Consider the following 12,152-nt stretch of genomic DNA (forward strand, 5'->3'; position numbering starts at 1 on the left):
CGCCTGTTGACGAAAAAAATGCAACTCCCGGTTGACCTTACAGCGACTGGAAGCTCTACCCTGTAGAGATGAAACAACTGTTATGAGGATTATCATGACTACCACACTGTTATTAGAAAACGTAAGCTGCGCGGGTTGCGTCAAAAAGATTGAAAAGGGGATCAATGGCTTGCCTGATGTTGATCAGGCAGTGGTCGACTTTCCTCAGCGACGACTCAATGTAGAAGGCAGAATCAGCGGCGATAGCCTGATCGAAGCACTGGCAGAGATCGGTTACCGTGGCCGCCTAGCGAGTAATGAATCGGAAGACCGGGCACGCCAGAAAGCCCAGCAGGCGGCGCAGTATAACCGCTATATCCGCAACACCCTGTTAGCCCTGGGTGTCGGTATCCCACTGATGATCGCCGGTATGCTGATGGATGATATGAGTATTCGCTCACCACAGGATCAACTGGTGTGGGGTGTTGTCGGCCTGCTGACCCTGGGGATTCTGCTGTTTCCCGGCCGCCACTTTTTCAGCGGTGCCTGGAACGCCCTGACACATGGATCAGCCAACATGGACAGCCTGATCGCCCTGGGCACCGGCGCAGCCTGGCTGTTTTCCACCGCGGTTGTGTTGTTCCCCGGAATGCTGCCGGAAGGTTCCCGGCATCTCTATTATGAAGCCAGTGCGATGATTATCGGTTTGGTTAACTTCGGACTGGCAATGGAGATCCGCGCCCGGGGCAAGACTTCCGAAGCAGTTGAACGATTGCTCAATCTGCAACCCAAAACCGCACGGGTGATTCGCAATGAGAAAGAGGTAGACCTGCCACTGGAGCTGGTCGAAACCGGCGACCTGCTGCGTATCCGTCCCGGCGAGCAGATTCCGGTAGACGCCAGCGTCGAGGAGGGCAGCAGCCTGATTGATGAGTCGATGCTCAGCGGCGAGCCACTGCCTGTCAGCAAAGCGGTCGGCGACAACATCAGCGCCGGTACCCTGAACAAGTCGGGCACCCTGGTGGTGAAAGCGGAAAAAGTCGGCAGCGAAACCGCGCTCAGCCGGATCATCGAGATGGTGAAGCAGGCCCAGGCCAGCAAGCCGGAAATATCCCGCCTGGCTGATACCGTCGCGGGTATTTTTGTGCCGGTGGTTATCCTCTGTAGCATACTCACGGCACTGATCTGGTATCTGCTGGGCCCCGAACCGCAGCTGGCCTATATGCTGGTCACCGCCATGACCGTGCTGATTATCGCCTGCCCCTGTGCACTGGGGCTGGCAACGCCGATGTCAGTGATGGTGGGGGTAGGTAAGGCCGCAGAGTACGGTATCCTCATCCGCAACGGCCAGGCACTGCAGAGCGCCTCACGGCTGGATACCCTGGTGCTGGATAAAACCGGCACCATTACTGAAGGCTCGCCCCAGGTAACTGACCTGTCCGGCACACACCCACAACTACTACAATTGGCGGCATCACTGGAAGCGGTCTCAGAACACCCGCTGGCGGAAGCCATTGTCTGTTATGCCCATGAGCAGAATGTCAGCCTGAGTCCGGTTGATAACTTTCAGGCATATAGCGGGCGGGGAGCCTCGGGCCAGGTTGACGGAAAAACGGTCACCCTGGGTAACAGTGCCTGGATGGCCGAACAGAATATCGACTTCGCCGTGTTCGAGAGCAAAGCGCAGGAGTTAGCTGAACAGGCTAAAACCCCGGTGTATATCGCTATCGATGGCCAGATTGCTGGCTTAATCGCCATTGCTGACCCGATCCGCAAGGACTCAATCGCCGCCATCAGCCGACTGAAGCAGATGGGCATAAAGGTGGTGATGATCACCGGAGACAATCAGCACACCGCCGCTGCCGTTGCCAGTCAGGTGGGTGTGGATAACTTTATTGCCGCTGTTATGCCCGAGGATAAAGCTAAAGAGATTGAGAAGCTGCAGCAGGGCGGCGGTCACGTTGCCATGTGCGGTGACGGCATCAACGACGCACCGGCACTGGCCCGGGCAGAGGTCGGCTTTGCCATCGGTAATGGCACCGATGTCGCGATTGAAAGCGCTGATATGGTATTGATCCGCAACAGTTTACACTCAGTTGCGGATGCCATTGAGCTGTCACGGGCAACCCTGAGCAATATCCGTCAGAACCTGTTTGGCGCCTTTATCTACAATACGCTGGGGATTCCAGTGGCAGCCGGTATTCTGTTCCCCTTTACCGGCCTGCTGCTCAGCCCGGTGATTGCCGGTGCAGCGATGGCGTTTTCATCGGTCACGGTGGTCAGTAATGCCAACCGGTTGCGCCTGTTTAAGCCTACGTCGGCGAACTAACGCGATAGTCAAAACCATATTTTTCAGGCTGATTTCAGCTAGCCGTTCAATACTGGGGCGATCAACACCGGAGGATAGCCCCATGTGCAGCTCACCGAAAACCAGTCACAAAAAGCTTAGCTGCGTCATCCTCAGGCCAACCCAACTAAGCGGCCGGCAACAGGCAGATTTTGCCGCAAAAGCCAATATGGCCTGGGAACTCAGGGAGCGGCGCCGTCAGCAGCGCAACGCCCATACCACCGCCTCAACTCAGCCGCCCATAGCCGCCACGACAAAACAACTGCCCGGTCTGCAACGCCTGTGGCTGATGCTGTTCAGATCAGATAGCGCACCGCCAGCAGACCAGCCCCACTCAGCACAATAGTGTAGGGCAGCGCCATGATCACCATGCGCATATAGGACAAACGGATCAACGGGGCAATGGCTGAGGTCAGCAGAAACAGAAACGCCGCCTGTCCATTCGGGGTAGCGACACTGGGCAGGTTGGTACCGGTATTGATAGCGATCGCCAGAGTATCAAAATGTTCGCGGCTGATGCGTCCGGCTTCAAAGGCACTGGCCACCTCGTTGATATACACCGTGGCGACAAACACATTATCGCTGATGGCCGATAACAGCCCGTTAGCGATAAAGAACATCACCGGCTGACTGCGAAGATCCTGCGCCAGCACTGCCTCAATCACCGGCGTAAACAGGTGCTGATCATGAATCACCGAGACAATAGTAAAAAACACCACCAGCAGCGCGGTAAACGGCAACGCTTCTTCAAAAGCCCGGCCAATACGATGCTCCTCAGTGACACCGTTAAGGCTGGTAAGCAGAATAATCACAGTCAAGCCGATAACCCCGACCTCCGCCAGGTGAAAGGCCAGCGCAGCGATGAGAAACAGCGCAACACCAAATTGGATATATAGCTCAGCTTTTTCCTTAAATCCCCAGCCGGCCTGTTCCTGCTCATCGAACTCCCGAAGTATTTCAAATACCGGTTCAGGAATCAGAGCACCATAGCCAAACCAACCGGTCTTCTCCAGCACCACCGTGGTTAACAAGCCACAAACCAGAACCGGCATCGATACCGGAGCGACATTGATAAAGAAGTCGATGAAATGCCAGCCCATCTTTTCACCGATCAGCAGATTCTGTGGCTCACCCACCAGTGTACTGACTCCGCCCAGCGCAGTACCGACAGCGCCATGCATTAGCAAGCTGCGCAGAAAGGCACGAAATTCGTCCAGCTCCAGCCGGTGATCTTCGTGCAGATTATCATCGTTAGAGTGATCGTGATCCGCATCCGGCTGGCTACCGGACACCACCCGGTGGTAGATAGCATAAAACCCGACAGCCGAGCTGATCAGCACTGCGGTCACCGTCAGTGCATCCAGAAACGCTGACAGCACCGCTCCCATCAACGTAAACAGCAGCGATAACGCGGTCTTATTGCGTACATTCAGCAGCAGCTTGGTGAACACAAACAGCAGCATCCCTTTCATAAAGTAGATACCGGCCACCATAAACATCAGCAACAGAATCACCGGCAGATTAGCGGCGATCTCATCGTACACATGGCTGGGCTCTGACAGATGGATAATCACCGCTTCCATCGCCAGCAGCCCCCCTGGTTGCAGCGGATAACACTTCAACGCCATCGCCAGGGTAAAGATAAATTCAAAGATCAGCAGCCAACCACTCACCACAGGGCCTAAAAACAGATCAATCAGGGGGTTAGCCAGCAGAAAAATCAGGATTAACTGCTTATACCAGCCAGGAGAGTGACCCAAAAAATTATTGTACACTGCCTGCATAAAGGGACGGACGTTGCTCATTAATCTATACCGGAAAGGTGAATATCGCTGCTTGTGCTAAGCACAAGCTCACTTTAATTTATGCTGCGATCTTAAACCAGCATCTCAATCAAGCACTATGACAGAAAACAGCTGTATGCTCAGATTGATATACTAACCGGTGATCTGTGCTTTAATTAGCGAATAGCTATCAACAAATTAAAATTAATTAATTTTATTAACTTTGCTGATTTTGACACTATCTCTCTATCGAATCATGACTACTTTTAAGGAATACCCAGAATGCTTACTAACAAAGAAGGCCAGAAAGTCCCTCAGGTTACATTTCACACTCAGCAAAACAACCAGTGGGTTGATATCACCACGGAGGAGCTGTTCGCAGGCAAGAAAGTCGTCGTTTTTGCTTTGCCGGGCGCCTTTACACCCACCTGTTCCACCACCCATCTGCCCCGTTATAACGAGCTGGCACCGGTATTTGCCAAAGAGGGCGTTGACAGCATCATCTGCATATCCGTTAACGATACCTTTGTTATGAATGCATGGCAGGGTGACCAGGGCGCTGAAAACATTACCTTCATCCCAGACGGCAATGGCGAATTCGCCGCCGGAATGGATATGCTGGTCGATAAAGACGATATCGGCTTTGGCAAGCGTAGCTGGCGCTACTCCATGCTGGTCGTGGATGGTGTAGTTGAAAAACAGTTTATCGAACCCGATCTGCCAGGCGACCCGTTCCAGGTCTCTGATGCCGATACCATGCTCAACTACATTAACCCAACGGCGGAACAACCCAAGCGGGTCAGCATTCTGACCAAACCCGGTTGTCCACACTGTATCCGGGCGAAGAAACTGCTGAAAGAGAATGGCTTCAGCTACGAGGAGGTCGAACTGGGCAGCCACGGCCTGAGTTACAGTTCACTGGCAGCGATCAGCGGCCAGGGCACTACACCCCAGGTGTTTATCGATGGACAACGCATCGGCGGTGCTGACGACCTGGAAAAATACTTTGCCTGAGTAAACTTAATCGGTGACACAGACCGTACGATAGAGCCAGCCGTTGCTGGCTCTATCATTGTAAAACGGCACTGATAAAAACAAATACTATTGCGAATCATTCTTGTTTGCATTAGCATCTCCTGTATTAACTGACAGGAGCCACTCAATGCACGCAAAAATAATCACCGCAGCTCTCTTCGCTGGCATCTTTCACTGCTCTGCCGCAGTATCAGCCGTTCCGGCCACCTCTGAGATCATCAAAACCTATGCAGACATCGCCCTGGCAACCTATGAGGACTCCCTGTCCAGTGCTCGTGCGCTTCAGGTTAGCATCGACTCGCTACTGCAAAACCCTACCCCAGAGTCACTGGCAGTCGCCCGGAAAGCCTGGATAGCCGCACGGATTCCCTATCAGCAATCAGAAGCCTATCGCTTCGGCAACGCGATCGTTGACGGCTGGGAGGGACGGGTAAACTCCTGGCCGCTGGATGAGGGGCTGATCGATTATGTTGATAGTGCACACTATGGGACAGAATCCGATGAAAACGCCCAATACCGCGCGAATGTAATCGCCAACACCAGCCTGCGGGTCGGCGGAACACTGATTGATGCGAGCAAGATTACACCTGAGCTGCTCTCAGACACTCTGCATGAGGTTGATGGCATAGAAGCCAATGTCGCCACCGGCTATCACGCTATCGAATTTCTGTTATGGGGGCAGGATCTGAATGGGACATCGCCGGGAGCGGGCAATCGCCCGGCATCCGATTTTAGCCTGGACAACTGTACCGGAGGCCACTGTGACCGGCGCCGCGACTATCTGCAGGCAGCCACTCAACTGCTGATTACCGACCTGCAAGAGATGGTTCATAACTGGCAAGCGCAAGGCTCTGCACGCCAGCAACTCACCGCCAGAGAGGCTAAAGACGCTATCGCTACCATCCTCACCGGCATGGGAAGTCTGGCCTATGGCGAGCTGGCAGGGGAGCGAACCAAACTCGGCCTGATGCTGCATGATCCGGAAGAGGAGCATGACTGCTTCTCCGATAATACCCACTGGTCCCACTATTATGACGCCAAAGGGATTCGCAATGTGTATCAGGGCACCTATACCCGTATCGACGGGTCAACGGTCTCTGGCCCAAGTCTGTCGGCCTATGTCGCCGCGCAGGCGACAGTCGCCGACCAGAATATGCGAAATAAGCTGGAAAACACCGAAAAGGCGGCTCAGGTAATGGTCGATCGTGCGACACAGGGGGAGACCTTTGATGTCCTGATCGGTGAGGGTAACGACGCAGGCAACCAGGTGGTGCAGAACTTTGTCGACGCACTGACCGAAGAAACCCGTGCCATCGAAAACATTATCGCCCTGCTGCAACTGGATAACATCCAGCTGGAAGGCTCCGACAGCCTGGATAATCCGGCGAAGGTACTGGAGTAAGCGGGATGAACAGAAAATCGCTCCTTTTACCCGTCGCCATCACGATGGCAACCATCGCCCTGGCGACTCCAGCGATTGCGGCAACCGACTACAGTCAGCCAGAGCCCGGTGAGGCGCTGCCTGGTGGCAGCACCAGCCATCACAAGCAGCTGAATATCAACGCCTTTTCTCAAAGCTCAGCCAATATGAGCTTCGAAAAAGAGCTGGACTTTAAACTCGGCAATGGCATCTTCAAAAAAATATGGGTGCCCGCGCCATCATCAACCACCGCCAGTGATGGCCTGGGACCGCTCTATAACGCCCGCGCCTGCCAGCGCTGTCACCTGAAAGATGGCCGGGGGCACCCCCCGGAAGCGAACTGGCCAGAAGACAACGCGGTATCGATGTTCCTGCGCCTGAGCATTCCCCCACAAAACGATCTCCAGCGACAACAGCTTGAGAGCGGCAAGATCGGCGTCATTCCTGAACCCACCTATGGTGGTCAGCTGCAGGATCTGGCCATCAGCGGGCTGGCCGGGGAAGGGCGAATGGTGATCAACTATCGCGAATCCATCGTGACGCTGGCGGATGGCGTTAAAGTCAGCCTGCGCCACCCGACATACAGTATAGCGGAACTCAACTACGGCCCTTTGCACCCCCAGACGATGGTTTCGCCACGGGTTGCGCCACCAATGGTCGGCCTTGGCTTGCTGGAAGCCTTACCCGCAACAGCGATCGAAGCACTGGCTGACCCGGAAGATCGCGACAATGATGGCATCTCCGGCCGGACCAACCGCGTCTGGAACAGCTTTAGCCAACAACAGGATTTGGGACGATTTGGCTGGAAAGCTGGCAATCCAACGCTGATTCAACAGGCCGTGGGCGCGTTCAACGGCGATATGGGGGTATCAACACCCTTCGCACCGGCAGCCTCTGGCGATTGCACCGCACAGCAGACGGACTGCCTAAGACAGCCTGACGGCAATACTGAACAGCAGGATAATGCCGAAGCGTCTGCAGAGATGGTCAGGCTGGTTGAGTTTTACAGTCGCAATCTGGCACCACCGGCCCGCCCGGACTTTGATAAACCCGAGGTATTGAAGGGTAAAGCGGTGTTTCATCAAAGCGGTTGTGCCGCATGTCACCAGCCAAGCTTTACCACCGCCTCCCGCCGCGATATGCCGGAGCAGTCTGATCAGTTGATCTGGCCCTACAGCGATCTGCTACTTCACGATATGGGCGAAGCGCTGGCAGATAACCGGCCGGAGTTTCTGGCAAGCGGCAGCGAATGGAGAACACCGCCTCTCTGGGGTATCGGTCTGACCAAAACCGTGAGCGGCCATACCTATTTCCTTCACGATGGCAGGGCCAGAAATCTGCTTGAAGCGGTGCTATGGCACGGCGGCGAAGGCTCTGTTTCACGCGACCGGGTCATCAACCTGCCAACCGCAGACCGGCAAGCCCTAATGACATTTCTGGAGTCACTATGAAATCAACTAATGCTCCGCTCTGGCCGCTTCTGCTCGGCATCTCATTGTTGTTTACAGCGGTCGGCATGCTTCATGCCGCCCCATCAGAGCCACAATGGCGATCACTTAACCACAGCCTTGTTAGTGAGCACATACTGCCTCGTTATCAGTTATTACAGAACAGTAGTGCTGAACTCGCGACCAGCACTGCCGCACTCTGTCGCCAGCCGGACCAGACACATCTGGAACAGGCCCAGGCAGACTTTCAGCAGACCATGGACGCCTGGCAAAGCGTTCAGCATATTCTGTTTGGCCCGATTAAAACCCATATGCGTAATTTCAGCATGCAATTCTGGCCAGACAAAAAAAATCTGATCGGTAAACAGCTGAATCAGCTGTTGCTACAACAAAACCCGAACACCCTGAGTACCGATTATCTGTACAAAGCCAGCATCGGCGTGAAAGGGTTGCCTGCCCTTGAGCGTTTGCTGTTTACGGGTTCACTGTCTGACTTAGAAAACGCCAGCTATCGCTGCCAGCTGACTCAGGCTATCGCTACCTATATCGCCGTCAATAGCCAGGCAACCCTGGATGAATGGACCCATGGCTACGCTGACTCAGTCAGCAACGCAGGCAGCGGGACGAGTTACTACGATAGCCATCAGGAAGCCGCCGTCGACATGATGAAAGCGCTGATTGAACCGCTTGAAATCATCCGGGATCAAAAAATTCTTAGTCCACTGGGTGATGGTCAGGTTCGTCCCCGACGCACTGAATCCTGGCGTAGTCAGCGTTCGTTGCGCAATATTCAGCTTAACGTTGCCGCTCTCCATCACCTCTATTCTGGCACTAAAAACAGCGTCGACAGCCTGCTGCGTGAGCAGGGCAGAGCGCCTCAGGCAGATAATATCAGCACCCTGTTCAGCGACATCGAACAACAGCTGCAGGCGGTGCAGTCCCCGCTGGTCACCAGCCTGTCTCAACCAGACACGGTTAAGCGTTTACTTGAGATCAGCACAGCACTCCAGCAGCTTAACCGCGAGTTAAGTGCCGAAATGATAACGCTGAATATTCAACTGGGATTTAACAGCCGTGATGGAGATTAATCGCCGCCGCTTCTGCCAACTATTGGGAAGCGCGATGCTGCTGCCCCAATTAGCGCTGGCCACAGACACAGATAATCGCCTGGTAAAACCGTTGTTTGCCTCAGCCGCCAAAGACCGCTCCGGCCAATATCACCTCTACCTGGTAGGGAAACAGGGCCAGGTGTTGCTGGATCACCCGCTGCCGGGACGGGCGCACCATACCGAGGCACACCCGCTATTGCCGCTGCTGGCTTGCGTTGCCCGGCGGCCAGGCAGGTTTATCGATATTGTCGACTATCAACAGCAACGACTGGTTAAACGCATTATCGCGGGCAATGACCGGCATTTTTTCGGTCATGCGATTTTTTCTGAAGATGGTCGCTGGCTGATCACCACTGAGAATGAGATCAGCAGCGGGCAGGGAAGGGTTGTTATCCGCTCACTGGCGCAAGACTACGCCATCATCGCCGACTACCCCAGTCATGGTATCGGCCCCCACGAACTGGTTCAGCAACCGGGCAGCACAGTGCTGGGCGTGGCTAATGGCGGCATTCTCACCCATCCGGATCGCGGCAGGGAAAAACTGAATCTGGATAGCATGCAACCCTCGCTGGTTCGCCTGGACCTGCACAACGGCAACCGCCTGGAACAGCAGATATTACCCCCGGAACAACACCAGTTAAGCATCCGTCATATCGACACCAATCCTGAGGGCACCACCGTTATTGCCTTTCAGTATCAGGGCAATATCGGTCTCAACCCGCCACTGGTGGGCGTTCACCGTCCCGGCGAAGCGATTCAGCTGCTACGTGCTCCAGAGCCGGTCAATCTGGCGATGAAAGGCTATTGCGGTAGTGCCCGCTGCGATCAAAGCGGTCGCTTCGCGGCGGTATCCGCTCCCCGCGGGGACCTTATCTCATTCTGGGACCTGCAAAAAAACCAGTTTATCTCAGCTATCAAAAGTCGCGATGGATGTGGCCTTGCGGCAAGCGACAACAAGGCCGAGTTTATTATCAGCTCAGGCACCGTCCGCTGTCTCCGGCATAACCTTGAAACAGGAGTAACAGACCCATTACCCCAAACCATCGCAACCGCCTGGGATAATCATCTGACAACGGTCCGGTAGCAAACCACTCAGATCACCCGATAGCCTTAAACAGGCCAGAAGCCAGCTTCTGTGCCGGTTTGCGGGCGTCGTTTAACAACCTGCACAAAGGAAGTACTATGAAAAAGACACTATTGGCATCCCTGATCACTGCGGGAATAGCCGCATCACCCATCGTTCAGGCGGAAGATCTGCAAGCAGAACTGAACGCCCTGAAGCATCGAATTGCCCAGCTGGAATCCCAGCTAAGTGACACCATGGCAGAGCAGGCCAGTGTTAAAAAAGATCTCAGTCATGTCACACTCAGCGGCAGTGCCGATTTTCTGGCGACCGCATCCGAACTCGCAGACGGTAGCAACACCAACGATCTTGATGTCGATAGTGTGGAGCTGACGGTAGAAGCAACCGTGAATGAATACATCGGCCTCTCGACCACGCTGAAGTATGAAGATGATGGCGAAGATCAGGATCTGTTTGTCGATGAGGCCATCGTGTCACTGCATTCTGCAGACACACCCTGGTCGATGGTCGCCGGACGCACCGCAATACCGTTCGCCGTTGTCAACGGCAACGCCTGGACAGACCCACTGACCGATGACCTGACCGATAATACCGATGACCTGCTGCTGATCGGTTTCAATCAGGGGATATTCAGTGCCGCTGGTTACCTGTTTAAAGGCCAAAGCGATGAAAGCAAAGTGGACAACTTCGGCCTCAACCTGGGCCTGGAATTCGATAATGGTGTCAGTATGGGCGTCGGCTATCTCAACAATATCCGCAACACCGACCCGTTTCAGGCTGACAGCCTGACCGATACGGATAAAGTCAGTGCCTCGCGGGTCAATCTGGCTTATGCCACTGGCGCACTGGCGTTGTCTGCAGAATATCTGCAAACAGGGCGTTTTAATGAGCTGGCTGAGAAGGAGAATCTCTCTGCCTGGCATCTCAGCGCGGATTATGGCATCGACCTGCTTGGCGCGCCGGGTAACCTCTCACTGGGCTACAGCCAGACCGATCATGCCGGCATGATCACCGATAGTGGTGACAGTCTGTTTGCCCATTCACGGCTGACCCTTGGCGCCTCCCGTGAACTGAATGCGAATGCAGAAGCGATTATAGAACTGGTAAGGGAAGAAGATAACCAGGGCGATGACACCGATACACTGAATCTGGTGTTATCCACCCGTTTTTAATCTCAGCCTAGGGTGATAACTGCCCGGCACTCGCCGGGCAACAGACTATTCGAGCTTTTCATTCAGCCCCATAACATCCAGCAACCATTCACGGAAAATACGCATTCCGTAGGTCAACTGACGCTCTTTCGGGTAAACCAGATAGAACGCTTTGCCCGTCAGCAGTTCAACATCCACCGGCACCACCAGCTGCCCATACTGCAACTCCCGGCTAATCAGCGACTTATCCGACAGAGCAATCCCCAAGCCCTCCAGTGCAGCCCCCAGCGCCAGCTGGGTACTGGAAAAGGACAACCCCTTTTCCTCACCGGTCATCGAGATTCCAGACTTTTGCAATAAGCGCTGCCACTCATTGCGGCGGCTGGTAACATGAATCAAAGTCTGTTTTCTCAGGTCCGCCAGGGTTTCAATCTGATGCTCTTCCTGCTTCCGCGGACTACACACCGGCACCACCACAGAGCGATGCACCAGCCGCACCTCAAGATCATCGTCATCGGGCGGGTCACCAAAATACACCGCCATATCCAGGTCAGTGTGATCAAAGTCGATGCGGTTAACCGAGCCGGTGCTGAGTCGCAACTCCACATCGGGATACAGCGCCTGAAAATCTTTAATCCTTGGCATTAACCAGCGGCTCAGGAAGGCGGGCGGGGCTTCAAAGGTTAACGAACTGGTATTCGGCGCAGAGATCAGGCGACGGGTGGCGGCATCCAGCTCGTCCAGCGCGTGAGACACCGCAACCAGATATTTCTCCCCGGCTACGGTGATCTGTAC

Annotated in this window: 10 protein-coding genes; 8 read left to right on the plus strand and 2 right to left on the minus strand. The window is 54.6% G+C overall.

Translation table 11 applies throughout. From position 1 onward, the window contains the following. The first annotated feature begins 94 nt into the window (after positions 1–94). Entirely contained in the window at positions 95–2,308 is a 2,214-nt protein-coding gene (locus tag ACQY8X_RS05855) for a heavy metal translocating P-type ATPase (RefSeq protein WP_428034215.1), read from the plus strand. 82 nt (positions 2,309–2,390) lie between these two features. Continuing rightward, complete coding sequence (locus tag ACQY8X_RS05860; protein ID WP_428034216.1) at positions 2,391–2,672, plus strand: hypothetical protein; 282 nt, start codon at positions 2,391–2,393, stop codon at positions 2,670–2,672. Here ACQY8X_RS05860 and nhaB read toward each other — a convergent pair. After that, entirely contained in the window at positions 2,623–4,131 is a 1,509-nt protein-coding gene (gene nhaB / locus ACQY8X_RS05865) for a sodium/proton antiporter NhaB (RefSeq protein ID WP_428034217.1), read from the minus strand. The two genes, ACQY8X_RS05860 and nhaB, sit on opposite strands and share 50 nt — an antisense overlap. 261 nt (positions 4,132–4,392) lie before the next feature. On the opposite strand from nhaB, the gene ACQY8X_RS05870 reads away from it, so the two are divergent. The 6 genes from ACQY8X_RS05870 to ACQY8X_RS05895 all read left to right on the plus strand — a co-directional run bounded on the left by ACQY8X_RS05870 (position 4,393) and on the right by ACQY8X_RS05895 (position 11,378). Then, entirely contained in the window at positions 4,393–5,124 is a 732-nt protein-coding gene (locus tag ACQY8X_RS05870) for a glutathione peroxidase (protein ID WP_428034218.1), read from the plus strand. A 148-nt stretch (positions 5,125–5,272) separates the two neighbouring features. After that, a complete protein-coding gene (locus ACQY8X_RS05875; RefSeq protein ID WP_428034219.1) occupies positions 5,273–6,547 on the plus strand; it encodes an imelysin family protein in 1,275 nt (424 codons plus the stop codon). Positions 6,548–6,552: 5 nt separating this feature from the next. After that, entirely contained in the window at positions 6,553–8,016 is a 1,464-nt protein-coding gene (locus ACQY8X_RS05880; protein WP_428034220.1) for a di-heme oxidoredictase family protein, read from the plus strand. Next, positions 8,013–9,101, plus strand: a complete 1,089-nt coding sequence (locus ACQY8X_RS05885; RefSeq protein ID WP_428034221.1) for an imelysin family protein — start codon at positions 8,013–8,015, stop codon at positions 9,099–9,101. Before ACQY8X_RS05880 ends, ACQY8X_RS05885 begins: the two co-directional genes overlap by 4 nt. Further along, entirely contained in the window at positions 9,091–10,206 is a 1,116-nt protein-coding gene (locus ACQY8X_RS05890) for a DUF1513 domain-containing protein (protein ID WP_428034222.1), read from the plus strand. The genes ACQY8X_RS05885 and ACQY8X_RS05890 overlap by 11 nt, the downstream gene beginning before the upstream one ends. Before the next feature lie 98 nt (positions 10,207–10,304). Next, on the plus strand, positions 10,305–11,378 hold the full coding sequence (locus tag ACQY8X_RS05895; RefSeq protein WP_428034223.1) for an LbtU family siderophore porin: 1,074 nt from the start codon (positions 10,305–10,307) through the stop codon (positions 11,376–11,378). A 45-nt stretch (positions 11,379–11,423) separates the two neighbouring features. Here the strand turns inward: ACQY8X_RS05895 and ACQY8X_RS05900 are convergent. Continuing rightward, positions 11,424–12,152 (minus strand): LysR substrate-binding domain-containing protein (locus tag ACQY8X_RS05900; protein ID WP_428034224.1); only part of this gene is annotated, 729 nt, incomplete at its 5' end.

The organism is Amphritea sp. (assembly GCF_050300915.1).
Taxonomy (GTDB): domain Bacteria; phylum Pseudomonadota; class Gammaproteobacteria; order Pseudomonadales; family Balneatricaceae; genus Amphritea.

Coding starts and splice junctions, on each gene's coding strand:
- nhaB (WP_428034217.1), bottom strand. CDS start 4,131: ATGAGCAACGTCCGTCCCTTTATGCAGGCAGTGTACAATAATTTTTTG.
- ACQY8X_RS05860 (WP_428034216.1), top strand. CDS start 2,391: ATGTGCAGCTCACCGAAAACCAGTCACAAAAAGCTTAGCTGCGTCATC.
- ACQY8X_RS05875 (WP_428034219.1), top strand. CDS start 5,273: ATGCACGCAAAAATAATCACCGCAGCTCTCTTCGCTGGCATCTTTCAC.
- ACQY8X_RS05890 (WP_428034222.1), top strand. CDS start 9,091: ATGGAGATTAATCGCCGCCGCTTCTGCCAACTATTGGGAAGCGCGATG.
- ACQY8X_RS05855 (WP_428034215.1), top strand. CDS start 95: ATGACTACCACACTGTTATTAGAAAACGTAAGCTGCGCGGGTTGCGTC.
- ACQY8X_RS05885 (WP_428034221.1), top strand. CDS start 8,013: ATGAAATCAACTAATGCTCCGCTCTGGCCGCTTCTGCTCGGCATCTCA.
- ACQY8X_RS05895 (WP_428034223.1), top strand. CDS start 10,305: ATGAAAAAGACACTATTGGCATCCCTGATCACTGCGGGAATAGCCGCA.
- ACQY8X_RS05880 (WP_428034220.1), top strand. CDS start 6,553: ATGAACAGAAAATCGCTCCTTTTACCCGTCGCCATCACGATGGCAACC.
- ACQY8X_RS05870 (WP_428034218.1), top strand. CDS start 4,393: ATGCTTACTAACAAAGAAGGCCAGAAAGTCCCTCAGGTTACATTTCAC.